This is a genomic window from Microbacterium sp. LB12 (assembly GCF_037150835.1).
Lineage (GTDB): Bacteria > Actinomycetota > Actinomycetes > Actinomycetales > Microbacteriaceae > Microbacterium.
In genome coordinates this window covers 1-15639 of the sequence record NZ_JBBCPF010000019.1, presented here as the reverse complement: position 1 = coordinate 15639, position 15639 = coordinate 1, and the positions used below count along the sequence as shown (strand labels likewise).

8 protein-coding genes and 3 pseudogenes are annotated in these 15639 nt (G+C 62.6%); 4 read left to right on the top strand and 7 right to left on the bottom strand.

All coding sequences use genetic code 11. The annotated features are described in order from the left end of the window. Positions 1-2048: 2048 nt before the first annotated feature. A pseudogene (locus WFM69_RS18960) lies at positions 2049-2510 on the top strand (signal peptidase I); the annotation flags it as partial. A 412-nt stretch (positions 2511-2922) separates the two neighbouring features. Continuing rightward, a pseudogene (locus tag WFM69_RS18955) lies at positions 2923-4054 on the top strand (IS3 family transposase); the annotation flags it as partial. A 1274-nt stretch (positions 4055-5328) separates the two neighbouring features. Here the strand turns inward: WFM69_RS18955 and WFM69_RS18950 are convergent. The 6 genes from WFM69_RS18950 to WFM69_RS18925 all read right to left on the bottom strand — a co-directional run bounded on the left by WFM69_RS18950 (position 5329) and on the right by WFM69_RS18925 (position 9450). Further along, positions 5329-5913, bottom strand: a complete 585-nt coding sequence (locus WFM69_RS18950) for a histidine phosphatase family protein (protein WP_337007353.1) — start codon at positions 5911-5913, stop codon at positions 5329-5331. Positions 5914-6042: 129 nt separating this feature from the next. Continuing rightward, the gene (crcB, locus tag WFM69_RS18945; RefSeq protein WP_337007352.1) at positions 6043-6420 is read right to left on the bottom strand and encodes a fluoride efflux transporter CrcB; all 378 of its coding nucleotides are present in this window, start codon (positions 6418-6420) and stop codon (positions 6043-6045) included. Then, positions 6417-6917 carry a fluoride efflux transporter FluC gene (locus tag WFM69_RS18940; RefSeq protein WP_337007351.1) on the bottom strand — a complete coding sequence of 167 codons (501 nt, stop codon included), beginning with the start codon at positions 6915-6917 and terminating at the stop codon, positions 6417-6419. Before WFM69_RS18940 ends, crcB begins: the two co-directional genes overlap by 4 nt. Beyond that, a complete protein-coding gene (gene eno / locus WFM69_RS18935; RefSeq protein WP_337007350.1) occupies positions 6914-8200 on the bottom strand; it encodes a phosphopyruvate hydratase in 1287 nt (428 codons plus the stop codon). The genes WFM69_RS18940 and eno overlap by 4 nt, the downstream gene beginning before the upstream one ends. A gap of 1 nt (position 8201) precedes the next feature. Continuing rightward, entirely contained in the window at positions 8202-8930 is a 729-nt protein-coding gene (locus WFM69_RS18930; protein ID WP_337007349.1) for a 2,3-bisphosphoglycerate-dependent phosphoglycerate mutase, read from the bottom strand. Positions 8931-8934: 4 nt separating this feature from the next. Beyond that, entirely contained in the window at positions 8935-9450 is a 516-nt protein-coding gene (locus tag WFM69_RS18925) for a universal stress protein (RefSeq protein WP_337007347.1), read from the bottom strand. Between the two features lie 658 nt (positions 9451-10108). Here WFM69_RS18925 and WFM69_RS18920 point away from each other — a divergent pair. Both WFM69_RS18920 and WFM69_RS18915 read left to right on the top strand, forming a co-directional pair. Next, a pseudogene (locus tag WFM69_RS18920) lies at positions 10109-11253 on the top strand (IS3 family transposase); the annotation flags it as partial. Positions 11254-11761: 508 nt separating this feature from the next. Beyond that, positions 11762-14341 (top strand): helix-turn-helix transcriptional regulator, encoded by a 2580-nt coding sequence (locus tag WFM69_RS18915; RefSeq protein WP_337007345.1) that lies wholly within the window; start codon positions 11762-11764, stop codon positions 14339-14341. A gap of 381 nt (positions 14342-14722) precedes the next feature. On the opposite strand, the gene WFM69_RS18910 is transcribed toward WFM69_RS18915, so the two are convergent. After that, positions 14723-15502: an IS3 family transposase gene (locus tag WFM69_RS18910; RefSeq protein ID WP_442928444.1), complete on the bottom strand. Its 780-nt coding sequence runs from the start codon at positions 15500-15502 to the stop codon at positions 14723-14725. Positions 15503-15639: the final 137 nt, after the last annotated feature.

Genomic DNA, 15639 nt, shown 5'->3' with positions numbered 1-15639 from the left:
ACTTACGAGGTGTCCTTCCGGACTGGTAAACGTTGCTCTAGACAATCAACATTTTCCCAGACCAGAAGGACATTTCACTTCACGGCACGCCCACGAACCGCACCCGACATGGTGGATCGGGGCTCAGTGTAGATCGTCTCTGCGACACTCTGGGAGGCTGAACGGTCCTGGACTAGGTCAAAGTTCTGCCAAAAGAATTGATCCAGAACAAAGTCCAAGTCGATGTCGACTACAGTGACCCTGAAATGCCCTTCGGGCTGCGCTCCGTATTGCGCGTTTGCGCTGACTAGTATCACATCGCCGGACCGTGCGTGTCTCGCACCAAACTCGCTGAACACGAGTGCGGACCCGTCGCGGACCGTGACGAGTTTCACGCAGTCATAGGCTGTCGGCCGCACGGCTCGGTGAAAGCAATGCGTCCGCGCAAAGAGAGGGGCACATCTTTTGTCTTCCAATCTGATCAGCACCTCCTTCGTTGCCCTAGCAGCAGATGTGGGGATTCGACACTCGAATTGTTTCCTGTAGACCCACCTGCCGCCGGATGACCAACCGCATCCCGGTATCCGACACTGCCGCCGTCAGCGAGCACGTGATGACGGGGTGAGGCCGCGGCGGCAAACGCGCTCAGCGGATACCAAGCGAGCAGCAGCGGGCGAGGCTCGTTGGGGAGGCTGACCGGCCGCAAACCGCTGAACGAAGTCATCGATCGCTCATCAGCGTGCGGAAGTCGAAACGACGCAGCACCGGCGCGCTGGCGCGCACGGAGTCGCCGCGATCCCGCCTGATGCAGGTAGCTCGCCATGAAGTCGACGGCGATGAGCGGTCTCGGCAACACGAGTCCATCCAGGCAGCCTGACCTGGAAAGCGGTGGTGAAATGCCGACGGAGCTGCTCATCCTCTACCGCCAACGGAAGATCCGGTCGAGTTCACAAAGGGATTTTCAGTTGCCGGCGCCAGTGCTTCGCTTCCTTGGCAGCCGCCAGCAACCTCTCGGCACACAGCATCAGACAGATCCGGCACGACATCGCGCCTTCCATGGCCAAGTTTCTCTTCCTGCGCAACCATTTGGTGTGAAGATGCCGTGGCTACAATTGCGGAAGACCGGAGATTACGATACGGAGTAGCAAGAGACATCAGAATATGATCGTCACAAGATAGAGAAAATCAAGCGCTCGTGTAGAAGTGAAGAAGGGGGGAGAGGGCCGCGGTCGCAGTATGTTAACGGTCCCCGCGCTGTTCGCCAGAATGCGCGGGGACCGCGACCCGCCGATTTGAAGGAGGCGAGATCGATTGGGTGCGCCAACTCCCCAGCTGGTGCACCCGCTCATCTGCGAGGGAGGCCAGGCAGACGCAGTTATCGTCCCAAATGAACCGCTCATCGCTGCGTCTTCCAGAAGAAGTCAGTATCCCAGACGAAGTACGTGCGTACCAGTTGCATGAAATTGGGTGTGGATCTGTTCTTGATAAGCATCTTCCGCGGTAGGAGCAGGGCGGCAAATCATGTGGAGCGGCTGGTCCTCGTACTGAATCGCCGTGGATTTCGTTCTGAAGAGGGGGTCCGCGGGCGGTGTATCGGAGCGACACGTGACCATAGCTGTGCAAACTGTGGCACCAACTGTTCGAGAACGCCTGTGTGCGTTGCTCCGTCATTCCGGCTGCCAGCGGCATGTTGGTGTTTGCAACGGGTTGAGCACTGAAGGCTTGTCCGGGATCTGGGACGGTCTGGTCCGTTGATGCCGCGCGGACTCGACGATGAGATGGCTCCTCAAGCCCTCCTGAGAGCCTCTTTTTTAGCTATCGGAGCAGAGGGGTCGATCACGCATGCGAGCGTCGATGGGCATCCGCCCGGTCGAGTGCGATACCAATTCCGAGCACTCCTGGCTGACGCGGGTCTGCTTTCCCGCGGGGGACAAGCAGGTAAAGCGGCTCGCTACATGGCTCGATGAGTACCTGACTTAGCTCCCGCCCCAGCACGCGACCGGAAGCATTCCCTACGCGCAGCCGAAGTAGCTTCTGGCGCCACAGCGCGGCTCCTCTTCCTCGTCCTCGCCGTGGCTGCCCTCGCGGTCGTCGTACCTTTCTTCACGAGTTCCCCGACCTACACGATCCTCACCCCATCGATGGCTCCGGCCTATCCGCCGGGAACGCTCATCGTCCTCCGTCCTGTCGAGCCAGAGGAGCTTCGCGTCGGCGATGTCATCACCTTTCAGGTGTCATCGGGTAACGACACCGGAATCACACACCGCATCATCGGAGTGACCGAGAGTTCCAACGGTGGCCGCACCTTCACAACGATGGGAGACAACAACGCGAAGGCGGATGACGCGTCGGTGCGCCCCGAGCAGATCCGAGGTGTGGTCTGGTACGCCATACCTTGGATCGGCGTTATCTCAACGCTTCGCTCTCAGGGCGTACTCGGGCTCATGATCACGGCTGCCGGCGGAGTCCTCCTCGCCATCGGCACCTACTACGTTATTGCGGGCGTCGTCCAGCGCCTGCGGCGGCCCTAGCCGCTTGCTAATCCGCTTGCGTGTCCATAGATGTAGATGATGCGGCGAGATGGTCACCAGCTGTCCCGTGGTATCGCGCGCCTCCCGCGCCTTCATTCCTCGGCGCTCGGCGCTCATTTGGCCGTTAAGGCTACGCTTGCGTGCGCGCTCGCTAGTCGGCGTGCCACACCTTTCCGATGGCTTGGGGCGGCGAGTCGCTGAGATCCCGGGTAGACGAGCTGCACAGAGAGGAAGTTTGACTCAACCCAAGCGGCACTTCTCCGGGCAGAGTACCGAGGCCATCCCCACGCGAGCGCTGAAAACAGGCGCATTCTCTGTGGCCCATACAAGCTACGTCTGGGCGCCGTGAAGCGCCCTGACCTTGTTGGAGGATCTTGGGCTTGGAAGCGAGGATAGGGCTAAGCCGGAGGAACTGGCGAATGGGAAGCCGACGGACGACGCGTCGCTACTCGGACGAGGAGAAGGCCGCCACGGTGCGGATGGTGAGGACGCGGCGAGCCGAGCTCGGCCTCACGCAGGGGACGGTCCAGCGGGTCGCGACGCAACTCGGATACGGAGTCGAGTCTGCGCGGATGCGGGTGAAGCAGGCCGAAATCGACGACGGCGTCGCGCCGGGCGTGAGCTCGACGGAGGCCCAGCGGGTGCCTGAGTTGGAGCAGGAAGTCCGGAATTTGCGCCGGCCAACGAGATCCTCAAGCGGGCTGCCTCTTTCTTAGGGTCGGAGCTGGACAGCCACTACCGGAGGTAGCCGCATTCATCGATGTGAACAAGGATCACCTGATCGACGGTCGCCGGCTCGGAGTCGAACTCATCTGCAAATTGCTGCAGGTGGCTCCGAGCAGCTACTACGCCGCCAAGACGCGCGCACCGTCAGCGCGGACGCTGAGGGGGCGAGGTACTGATCTCGCAGCTGATCGAGCTGTGGGAGACCAACTACCGCGTCTACGGGGTCCGCAAGCTCTGCAAGCCCGCCCCGCGGGCGAGGACCACGATCGCTCACGACCAGGCCGCCAGGCCGATGCGCGCAGCCGGACATTGAAGGCGCAAGGCGTTCGAACCGCGTGAAGACGACGAGAGCGGAACCGGCGTCGGCGCGGCACCCGGATCTGGTCAAGCGGGAGTTCACCGCGACCGCCCCGAATCGGATCGGGGTCACCGGCCTGACGTTCGGACCGACCCGGGCCGGCATCGCTTACGTGTGCTTCATCATCGACGCGTTCTCCCGGGTGATCGTCGGATGGCGGGTCGCGCCACACATGCGCACCGAGATGGTCCTCGACGCGATCGGGATGGCCCGCTGGTCCCGAGGTAAACATCACCAGGATCTGCGATGTCACAGCGACGCGGGGCATCGATTCACGTCGATTCGCTACCGTGAACGCCTCGCAGCAATCGGCGCGACTCCGTCAATCGGAACGGTTGGTGATTCGTGTGACAACGCCCTGGACGATACGGTGAACGTCTCCTGCAAGACCGAACTCGTCCGCGGACCCGCCCGATCCGGGCCGTGGAAGACGGTCGATGGCGATGAGCTCGCGACCCTTTGCTCACAGTGGCCTCGCCGGGGAACTCAACGTAGGCCACTCGGAAACCGCCGGATCGACACACCCCACCCTGTCGAGAGCCTGCCTTAGAAGACAATTCGTGATTGACGTGCTGCGACGACTGCTGAAATCTACGCCTCGTCGATGAAGACACGGACCCGTCGGTCGCGACTGTCGGTAACCTCTGCGACAACATTCCTTGAATCGGCCTGACTTTCGTTCCGTTATTTAAGCACTGATGGAACTCAATGAAAAAGGAAGTACTCGTCGGAGATGCCTGAGCGGGCGTTGCAGGTACTTGCGGAGACGCTCCGCTTGTGGCAGCACTGTTGGGAGGTTAACGCGGGTGCGACGCCCAAAACCGGGACCGCTTCGGCGCGATCTCATCTACCAGGTTCACCGACTAGAAATGAGAGGATTCATGACCTCACACGGCTATCCCGACGCGATGAGCAGGGCGCTGCCCCGCGCGGCGGTTGCGCGATGATCTACTTGCTCCCGGGGGCTTCCTGCTGCACGTGGAGAACTACGGCGTCTGCGGGCACCGGAGGATGCACGCCCTGATGCGCCGACATGGCTGGCAGATCGGACGCGACCAGACCGAACGCCCAATGCGCTTGCCGGCGTTCGAAGGGCACTGAAATCGAAAAAGCTGTCCAGGTCTCGCTCCGACAAGCCGACCGTCTCCCCGAGTGACCTCGAAAACCGTCGCTTCACAGTACCGAGGTCCCGGCGGCCCTGGGTCTGCGATTTCACCCACGTCGAGACCTGGTCAAGGTTCGCCTATGTCACGTTCGTCACCGTAGTCTACTCGCGCAGCATCTTCGGGTGGAACGTCGCATAGACGCTACGGATCGGAGATCCTGCCGATGCTGTCGCACGACATGGCCGCCTCGAACGTCGGTGGACGCCTCGGTGGGCTGATCCATCACGCTGATCACGGGTCGAATTACACCTCGATGGTCTAAAACGAACGGATCATCGAGATCGGCGCTGACCCCACGACCGGGACGGTCGGTGATTCGTTTGGCAACGAGATGGCCGAGGCCGTGAACAACCTCTAGAAGACCGAGCCGATCCACCGACGCGGACCCTGGCAGACGGGCGAGAAGGTCGAACTCGCGACCATCGAGTGGGTGTGGCGGCGGAACAACTCCCGCCTCCACGGAGAGCTCGAGATGCGCACCCCGTCGAGGTTGAGGACGCGTACTACGCTGACCACGAATCAGGCCACCCGTCCACTGCCGGGCAATGCTCCCGACAGGAAAGAAAAGTCAGGCCGATTCATTCTGCGACTGGTCCGCGGTGTTGTCGGCGGAGAGAATCGTCCACTGTCCTCCGTGATGAACGAGCTCGGCCCAGGACCCGGTCTCGACGTCGACGCGGATTCCCGGCTGGATACTCTCGAGGATCGGACGGATCACGGCATCGTGGGTGACGACTCCGACGGGGCCGTCGTCGCGGTAGGTCAGGGCCTTCAGCGCTTGGAGGGCACGGCCGAGGACGACGTTTTCCTCTTCTACGCCGGGAGCTGCGTCGACGCTGCCCCATTCGCTCACCACGTCCGCCTTCACATGCCCGGTCCACGGTCCGTAGTCGCGGTCGTTGAATGCCGGGTCCACACGGTGCGGGGCGCCGACAGCCTGGGCGATGATCTCCGCGGTGCGTGTCGCCCGTCGCAGGGGGCTGGACAGCACCAGCGACAGGCCAGCAGGTGCGAGTGCGGCAGCGGTGGCCTGTGCTTCTGCGAGGCCGGTGTCATCAAGTTCGGGATCGGCGAGACCGCGGAGGCGGCCTTCCGCGTTCAGTGCGGTGCGTCCGTGACGGATCAGGATGATGCGGGTCGGCGTGTCAGACATGGGGACTCCTGTCGGTTATGAGGGCAAGGAGGGAGGCCGGCTCTCGGTGACCTCCCTCCTCGTTCGACCATCGGCCGGCGCCGGTACTCGCCGGGTGCGCCCGATGGACGTTCTGGTTCCGCACGCACGTCACGGAAGGTTTCCGATCCAGAGTCCGAGTGCGGCGAGGAGTGTCGTGGCGACCAGGACTCCGAGACCGTTCAGGCCGCCGGCGATCCACTTGCGCTCCTGGAGAAGACGGATGGTCTCGAAACTGGCGGTGGAGAAGGTGGTGTACCCGCCGAGGAACCCGGCTCCGATGATGAGGTGCATGGTCTCGGGAAGCAGTTGTTTCGTGGTGAATCCCGTGATGAGGCCGAGGAGAAACGATCCGGTGAGGTTGATGGTGATGGTGCCCCATGGCATGGTGCCGCGGGTGCGTGAGCGGATCAGCCCGTCCAGGAACAGGCGGCAGGCGGAGCCGAGGCCGCCGGCGAGGGCGATGCCGAGGAAGAGCAGCGGGGTCATGAGGCTGCCGCCGTCCGGGGGCGGTCGGCGAGGGCGGCGAGGGCGATGCCCGCCCAGGTCGCGACCCCACCGAGCATTACTGTGCCGAGCCCGTATCCGATGCCGGCTCCTGCAGAGCCGCCGTCGATGAGCAGAGCGGTGTCGGTGGCGAGGGCACTGTATGTGGTGTATCCGCCGATGAATCCGGTGCCGAGGAGGAGCCGGAGCGTGCGACGGCGCCCGTGGTCGGGACCACGGCGGGCGAGCGCGTCGAGGAGGACGCCCAGCAGGAACGCGCCGCTCAGGTTGATGGCGAAGATCGCCCACGGGATGCCTCCGCCTGCGGGGAAGACGAGCGTGAGGGCTTCGCGGGCGGCGACGCCGACGGTGCCTCCGGCGAACACGACGGCAAGCGCCGACAGTCGCAGGTGCACGGGTCTCGGGTCCCCGGCGGGGGTCTGTTCGACGTCGGTGTCCGGGTCGACGGGCAGCGGGGTGATGGGGTTGGTGCCTGTCATGCGAGTCCGTAGGGCAGGTCGGGGTGGTCGGCTTCGATTTCGGTGAGTCGGTTGTATTTGGCGACGCGTTCCCCGCGGGCGGGCGCACCGGACTTGATCTGGCCAACGCCGGTTCCGACGACAAGATCGGCGATGAACGTGTCCGCGGTCTCCCCGGAGCGGTGCGACACCATGCAGGCCATGCCGAGCTCTCGAGCGATAGTAATCGCGTCGAACGTCTGAGTGACGGTGCCGATCTGGTTCGGCTTGATAAGGACGGCGTTCGAGTACCCGTGCTCGGCGCCGTCGCGGATGCGGACGGGATCGGTGACGTAGAGGTCGTCGCCGACGAGCTGCACTCGCCCGTGAGCGGCATCGGCCATCGCGGTCCACCCGTCGGGATCGTCCTCGGAGAAGCCGTCTTCGAGGGATCGGATCGGGTAGGTGCCGATGAGGTCGAGGTAGTAGCCGACGAGGTCGTCCCGACCGATCTCGAGCCCGTTCACCCGGTATCGTCCGTCGCCGAGGTAGAAGCTGTTGGCGGCGGGGTCCAGGGCAATGGCGACCTGGTCGACGCCGGGCGTGTACCCCGCGGTCGTGATGGCTTCGACGAGGAGGTCGAGCGCCATCCGTGGGTCTTGGAGTTGCGGGGCGAAGCCGCCCTCGTCGCCGAGGCCCGCGCTGCCGAACCGGTCCCGGACCAGCCCGGCGAGAGCGTGATAGACCTCCGCACCGGTCTGCACGGCGTGCTCCTCGCTCGCGGCGCCGACGGGGGCGACCATGAACTCCTGGAAGTCCAGGGCGTTCGCGGCGTGCGCGCCACCGTTGAGGACGTTGAAGTGCGGGACGGGGAGCCGCTGCGCGGAATGGGTCTGCGAGGCGATCCACTGCTGCAGCTCCAAGCCCGCGGTGTGCGCAAAAGCGCGGGCAGCGACAATCGAGGCCGCGACCACAGCGTTCGCGCCGAGACGAGAGTACCCGGTGGTGCTGTCGAGCTCCCCGAGCGCCTCATCGAGGGTGGCAAGGTCGGTCCACTCACGACCGCTGAGCAGTGCGGAGATCTCTCCGTTGACGGCGCCGACTGCGCTGTGCACTCCGCGGCCCGAGTACGCGCGGCCGTGATCCCGCAGCTCGACCGCCTCGTGCTCACCCGTGGACGCACCGGCAGGGGCTGCGGCGATGAGGCGAGTGCCATCCTCGAGTACTGCGCGGACTTCGACCGTCGGGTATCCGCGGGAGTCGAGGATCGCCCGCCCCGTCACCTCAGTGAACTGGACGGGGGCGGGTGTGGTGGTGTCGGACATGTCAGGTCCCTCCTTGATGGGCGATGGTGGCGGCGGCGAGAGTCGCCGCTTCCGGGTCCAGATAGACGCCGCCGCGTTCCAGCGGGCGGCCGTCGTCTCCGATCCGGTACACCAGCGGGTGTCCGGTCGGGATGTTCAGCTCCTGGATCTCCTCCTCGTCGAGGCGATCCAGGACGGTGCACAGAGCGCGCAGCGAGTTGCCGTGAGCAACAACGAGCACGTCCCCTCCGTGCTGCACGGCGGGTTCGATACGTTCGCGCCAGAGGATGCCGACGCGGGTGATCACCGCAGCCAGGGACTCCGTGAGTCCGAGCCACTCGGGCGCGTCACCAAGTTCCGCAAACTGCGCTTTTGTCATCGGCGGCGGTGCCATGTGGACGGAGCGACGCCAGGCCAGGAACTTCTCCTCCCCGTACTCCGCCAGCACGTCCGCTTTGCGTTTGCCGGTGAGGGCGCCATAGTTACGTTCCGCGAGTCGCCAGTCGACTTCCACATAGCTAGGACCGGGCTGCAGCAGGGTGCGCATGATCTCCGACGTTTGAGTGGCGCGCCGAAGCGGGGAGCAGAACCATACCGACGGTCGGAGCTGCGCGGCGGTAATCAGCGCGGCAGCCTCGCGAGCCTCCGCGTTGCCGGTTGCAGTCAGAGGCACGTCGAGGAGCCCGGTGAAGAGCCCAACGGCGTTCGCCTGGCTCTCTCCGTGTCGGACGAGGATCAGTGTTCCTCCCACGTTCTCAGCCCTCGTCCGTCCAGGGCAGCTGCCCTTCCGCGCCCACCGGGTTCAGTGGCACCACCACGACGGGACGGTGCTGGCGGTGCGCGAGTTGGACGGCGACGGACCCGTTGAAGAACTCGTGCAGTGAGCCACGGATCCCGGCTTCCCGCGTGCCGACGACAATCATCGCTGCGTCCAGTTCACCCGCCAGCTGCGCCAGTTCCTGAGCGGGACCGCCGGCAAGGGCGCGCACGGACCAGCGGATCGGATGCCCTTCGAGCGCCGCAGCGATGGTGTTGTGCAGCCCGGGATCGAATGCTTCCACGATGTCGTCGGCGAGGTCCGGGTCAAGTGGCATCGCGACGATGGCACCGTCCGGTTCGCGGACCACCGTGTAGTGGGTGGGGTCGACGCTCGCGCACACCAGTTCGGCGTCGAAGCGCTCGGCGAAGACGGCGGCAGCGGTGACGACGGCCGGGGGGTGCCCGGGGACGACCCCGACGATGACGTATGCGGATGGTGTCTGCTGTTGCATGGAGTGCTCCTGTCAGTGAGATCCGGTACCGGTGACGAAGACGGCGGCAGCGAAGCCGAGCATGCCGACGAGAACGCAGGCGATGGCGTGGAGCCCCGCCCCCAGCCAACTTTTCGTGAGTGCGAGCCTGCGCGATGTGAGATAGGCGTGCGCGGCTGACAACGCGGCGTAGGCGGTGAGAGCGGCACCGAAGGGTGGGCCGACGACGGTGACGTCCGCAGCGAGCGCGAACAGCTACCCGAGAACGGTGGCGAAGACGCCCACCACAACCAGCTCTGCCAGCCACAGTGTCGAGCGGCAGGGATCAGATCCCGCGAAAAAGCCACCAACTCGCGGAGGCCAGTACCGACGACGAGATCGGCGATCTGAAAGACCACGGCGAGGATGAGTGGACCGGTGTCCGTTGATGATGCGAGTGCACCCATGGGGTCTCCTACCGTCAAGGCGCGCTCGCGCCGTTCAGATAGGGACTGTTGTCGGAAATCCGAGGTTTGGTACGGCGAGCCCCACCGCCGTTCACTGAAGCGCTTAGGTAAGTGTCTCATACCTGATGCCTCTGCGTGTAGTCCCGTCTCCCTCATCAGCACTCGGGCGTGAGTAACGGATCGGTGACAACTGATCGTTGGTTCCGGAAGACGCTGGCGGGGAAGATGTCACCATGCCCGGTCCCTGTTGCCGAGAGTTCCGGGAACACGTCGTCGCGGTCGTGAGGCGCCGCGAGAGCAGCGTCAACATCAAGCAATGCGCCATCGACTTCGGTGTCAGCGAATTAGCGTTGCAGAAACTGGCTCCGCGAAGCCGACATCGAGGAGGGTGCTGGTCCTGGTCAGACGGCCGCGGATGCCGCGGAGGCTCGGGAGCTGAATAAGCGGATCCTGTTACTCGAGCAGGAGAACGAGGTCCTGCGCGGTGCGGCGGCGTATCTGTCGCAGGCGAACGTGCGGCTCGGTGGTTCCCCAAAATGACGTACCCGCTCGTGTCTGAGCTCGCCGACTCGAGGATTCTCGTGACGGTGTCGTTCCGGGTCCTCGAACTTGGGAGACAGCCCTGCTTCCGTTGGCGCAACGACCCTGTCCGCGCCGCTGACGTGCTCCGTGCGTTTCGGGTCAACGCGCTGCATGACGCGCACTACGACGATCCGAAGTTCGGGTACCGATACTTCGCCGACGAGGGACGGCGAGCGGGGTGGTGGATGAGCCGCCGGACGGCGTGGAAGCTGTGCTCGCAGGCCGGGATCCTCTCGTCCGCGCAGCGCGCCGGCGCGGGAAGGGCAAAAGGGTCGGCCCGCCCGCGTTCGACGATCACGTCCAGCGGGTGTTCCGTGCCGTCGCTCCAGACCGGCTCTGGCTCACGGATATCGCGCAGGATTGGACGAGCGAAGACAATCTCTAGTGCTGCGCCATCAAGGACGTGTTCTCGAACCGGATCGTCGGCTACTCGATCTCGGCTCGGATGGCGGCGAAACTCGCCGTCGACGCCGTCCGCAACGCCGCCACCTGCCGCGATGAGGTCTCAGGGTACAGTCTGTATGCCGATAGGTGCAGCCAATTTCGCAGCCGCCCCATGGCCCGCGAGCTTCCCCGCCGCGACATGGTCGGATCGATGGGGTGGCGCGTCGGCACCGCCGGAGATAGCGCGGCTATGGAGTCTTTCTGGTTGCTCTTGCATAAGCGCGTGCTCAACCAGCAGCGGTGGGCGACGCGGCAGGAGCTGCGGCTCTCGACCGTCGTCTGGATCGAGCCGAAGTATCACCGCCAACGCGCGCAGGACACCCTCGGCGGGGCAACGCCGATCGAGTTCGAAGCTAAGCCAAGCGAGCCGCGTACACTCACGGCCCAGACCAAAACTGTCACCAGTTCGTTCCTCACGCCCCATGGAAGGTCGGTGCTAGGGCTACCTACTGATGTTCTTCCGCTCACTCAATCCTTGGTTCAAACACACAAACGCAGCCCAATCCTTACGCAACATGCAGATGCCCTTCGTGCGCGGTGACGCCAAGATTCTATGATCAACGCTGTCGTGATCGACAGATCTGGACAACACTGGCTTGTTCGGTGACCAGCGATGCGCGGCTCTATAGGCGCGAGTCCGCATGGACAGCGAAGAGATAGAAGAGGAGCCCCGAATTCGTGAGTGTTCCTGCCTCGCCTCGACCGACTCCCAGACCTGATGCGGTCAAGCTGCCCTGCTCGACTGCCTCGTCGCGACCCGCTTCCGGGAATCTTGTCTCCCGAACCGTTTCTTCACCGGGGAACCACAATTGGCCCCCGCCTCTTAGGCTGGAGCCAGGAGTATGAGGAGGCGGGCCCCGATGGTAACCGGCAGAGAGCACAGCCTTGGGCGTGCAGTTGAGCTACTACAGGCTGGTATCAGCGTGGACGTAGTCGGCGGACGGGGGAGTGGGAGAACAACGTTTCTCCTAGCCCTGAAGAAACGTATGGAAGAGCTTGACTGGTCGGTGACATCCATACGCGGCGTTGCATCCCTGCGCCAATACCCGCTTGCTGCGTTGCATCTTTCTGGCATTGGCGCGGCAGCAAGACCGGGGACAAGTCTCAACGAAACAGCCGAGGCGCTTCGTTCTGCCGTGGTGTTTGACTCCTCGGTTCTCTTCGTGGATGACTGGCACGACCTCGACGAGGCATCATGGGGATTGATCGAGTCAGTGCGTCGGGGGTCGGGCGTGCCGATCGTTCTATCCCGGCTACATGGACTTCGCGCCAGGCACACACCAACAGGCATGCAAGCGTCGACCCTTGATCGTTCCTACTTGATTGAGATGACTCCATTGCGCTTCGACGAAATGGAGCAGGTGCTGATCAGCTATCTTGAGGGTCCCGTTGAGGCGAGCACAGCGAGCAGAATATTCGCCAAGTCTGGTGGAAACGTTGGATTGGCGTTGAGCTTGGCGGATGCAACTAGGCGCGAGGGGTCTCTCGCATACCGTATAGATCGGCAACAGTGGGTTGCCGCAAGAGATCTCTGGAGCACAGGCCTCCGGACAGTACTCGAGGGATATCTAGAGGACCTCAGCCCCGAGGCTAGAGACGCGTTGGAAATCATTGCGATTGTAGGAGTGGCGGGCGTAGATACGGTCCGCAAACTGGTGGATTGGAGCACCCTAGAAATTCTGGAGGAGCGTTCCCTAATTACATTTATGCCCGGTGCTCCACACGAGCTAGTAACAGTGGTTCCACCTCTCCTCGTTGAGTTTTTTAGACATGAACCGTACTCCGCTCGCAGGGTTCGCCTAACTGAACTCATCCTCGAACGAATTGGTACTGCCGAGTCGTTCGCGGTCAATATATCGAACTCCGGGCTGCGCAAGGTACTTCCCCCAGAGCGCGAAGCGATGTTCGTGCGCCTTCTGCATGAACGAGCGCGAACTCGAAGAATACTCGCTGGGGGCGAGTGGGAGGCGTCTCCGACTCCTGCGGTTGCGGTCAGGTATGTTCAGGCTCTCATGCAAACATACACACCTGAGATTGCGGCGACGATAAACAGAGTATTTGCCAATACGGCCATCAATCATGCCGAGCCTTCAGAGGTTGCGAGTTTTTTCTGTCTTCAGGCTCGTTGGTTAGCCTATGGGGAGAATCAGCTCGAAAAGTCGGCCGATGTGATCCGTGAGGCCCGCAGCCTCGACCTGGACGTCTACTCACGACTCCTTGATGCGGCGGAAGTCGAGATTCTGGTCAACAAGACCGGTACCCCTAGAGGCTTCGAAGAGCGTCTTGAGGTCACGGACGATCTACCATTGACGGTAAAATCAGCTCTCTTAGAGACCCAGCTCTTGATTCTTGTTTCGGATGCCCGCTTCGTCGACTCGCAGCGCATCTATGACCAGATTGTGGGCTACGGGATGCCCCCAGCGTCCCAGATGGCACAAGTTCTAAGATCATTCTCGCTCCTGGGCCAAGGGCGCTACGCCGAAGCTATGGAAATCCTGTCGAGAGGTTTCGATGAGGCGCAGGGCGATCTCGACATCGACAGTTTGAGAGCTTTTGGTTCAGGAATCGCTGTCTGCTGTATCCACTCTGGCGACTACTCCTCAATGGATGACCTCCTCGATACAGTCTTTGCTGCCGGAGACCCAGCGCCAATACCCGCTGGAGTACAACTAACTCTCCTCGCGATGTCGGCCCTTCTGGCCGCAAGAAGAGGCCACATCGCTACTAGCGAGCGAATTGCTGAAGAAGTAGCTCGTCTGAAGGCGGTTGATGGGCCTCTTCCAGGGCAAGGGAATGCATGGTCTGACGTTCAGCTACTCACTTTCAATGGCAACTCCAGGCAAGCTTCGTCGCGCCTTTGGGACTCTTCCCTAGCTCTGTGGAACAGAGGGGCCCGTTTTGCGGGAATTGTGGGACTCCTCGCTGCCGCAGAGATTGATCCCACCGCGCAGCGGCTTGAGTACCTGAAGGAGTGTCTTGCCATGGTTCCGGAAGCTGTAGTCGCAAGCGCTCATTTAGATCTCCTTCGTGCTGAGTTTTCGAATGATCCGAAGGGTGTTATGAATGCGGCAGTGAAACTGGAGTCGGTCGGTAGAGTCGGGTTATCCATCGCAGCTTTTAAGAGAGTCTCCGCAATGGCCGTAGATAGCAATGACTCTGAACTGTTGGATGCTGCTCGGCGCTTCGAATCCGATTTGCGTTCAAAGTACGGAGAGGCACTATTTGATTCCGCCCGGTTCAACACGAGTGCGGTGCTTCTCACTGATCGAGAGAAAGAAGTAGCGAAGCTGGCTGCTAGAGGTTTCACCAATCAAGAGATTGCAGCACGGCTAGTCGTAAGCGTGCGAACCGTGGAGAGTCACATGCACAGGATTCTTCGAAAACTTGGCCTGCCTAGCCGACAAGAGTTGCGTGTTCAAATCGACAGCCTGCTGGTCTAAAGTGTGATGTTCTTTAGGGCATCGCGAATCGCCTCAGGCTTTTGCGACTGGGTACTACTACAACAACTTCGGTGTTCACCCGATGATGCGGCAGAAGTGGCTCGCGCGCGACAAGGTCGAAACCGCTGCCGTGATCGGAACGACACGCTCCGAGTCGATCGAACTGCGCGATGCATGCAAAAGGATCCGACTCTGCGAGTAGGAGAACGAGGTCGTCCGCCTTGTGGCTGCCTACTTGTCATAGGTGAGTCTGCCGGGGAAGGCTCTACCTGCTCGTCACAGAGCTCGCCGCTTCGGGGGTCTCCGTGACGTTGAAAGGGCGTGAGGAACGAATCGGTGACAACTTGACCTGCCCCACGATTTCGGTGCCAGTCGGAGTCGCTAACTCGCGGCGGGGACGTTGTTGGTTTCGAGTGTCTCGTATTCGATCGGGGTGCGGTAGCCAAGGGCGGAATGTCGGCGCTGGCGGTTGTGGAAGATCTCGATGTACTCGAAGATCGCGTTCGCGAGCTCGACTCGGGTCTTCCACTTCTTCCGGTTCAACAGTTCGATCTGCATCGATGACCAGAAGCTTTCCATCATCGCGTTGTCCAGCCCGTCACCGACGGACCCGAACGAGGGCAGGAGCCCGGCAGAACGGATCTTCTCCCCGAACAGCCAGGAGGTGAATTGCGTCCCGTGGTCCGCATGGACGATCCCACCTGGCTCCGGACGACGGTTCCGGATCGCCATGTCGAGTGCGTTGATGACGAGCGTGGTGTCCTGCTTCGAGTCGATCGACCAGCCGACGATGCGGCGACTGTAGGCGTCCAAGACGGCGGCGCAGTAGACCCAGCCTTCCCGCGTGCGGTGTTGCGTGATGTCCGTGACCCAGAGCTCGTTCGGGCGGGGCCGGGAGAACTTCCGGTTCACGAGGTCATCCGACGTGACAACGCCGCGCAGACGTTTGGCGCGTGCCGGCCCGGGGAGCCCGTAGATCCCGGCTTGGTGCATGAGCGTGAAGACGGTCTTGTCGCTGACGGTGACGCCCATTGCCATGGTCAGCTCGGCGTGGACACGCCTGTATCCGTAGGTACCGCGCGAGGTGATATGCACTTCCCGGATCAGCCCGGTCAGCCACTGTCGGCGTAGCTCGGACTGGGTCAGGGGCTTCCGTTTCACGCGGTAGTAGGGGAATGCTGAAGCTTCAGTTGACTCTGGGACTGCTTTGATCTGAGTGATCGGGGCAGGAAGGATGAAGTCATGCCGGTGAAGTTTTCAGAGGAGTTCAAGCGCGACGCGGTCGCTCTGGTCCTCAC

Coding starts and splice junctions, on each gene's coding strand:
- WFM69_RS18950 (WP_337007353.1), bottom strand. CDS start 5,913: ATGTCTGACACGCCGACCCGCATCATCCTGATCCGTCACGGACGCACC.
- crcB (WP_337007352.1), bottom strand. CDS start 6,420: ATGACCCCGCTGCTCTTCCTCGGCATCGCCCTCGCCGGCGGCCTCGGC.
- WFM69_RS18940 (WP_337007351.1), bottom strand. CDS start 6,917: ATGACAGGCACCAACCCCATCACCCCGCTGCCCGTCGACCCGGACACC.
- eno (WP_337007350.1), bottom strand. CDS start 8,200: ATGTCCGACACCACCACACCCGCCCCCGTCCAGTTCACTGAGGTGACG.
- WFM69_RS18925 (WP_337007347.1), bottom strand. CDS start 9,450: ATGCAACAGCAGACACCATCCGCATACGTCATCGTCGGGGTCGTCCCC.
- WFM69_RS18915 (WP_337007345.1), top strand. CDS start 11,762: ATGGTAACCGGCAGAGAGCACAGCCTTGGGCGTGCAGTTGAGCTACTA.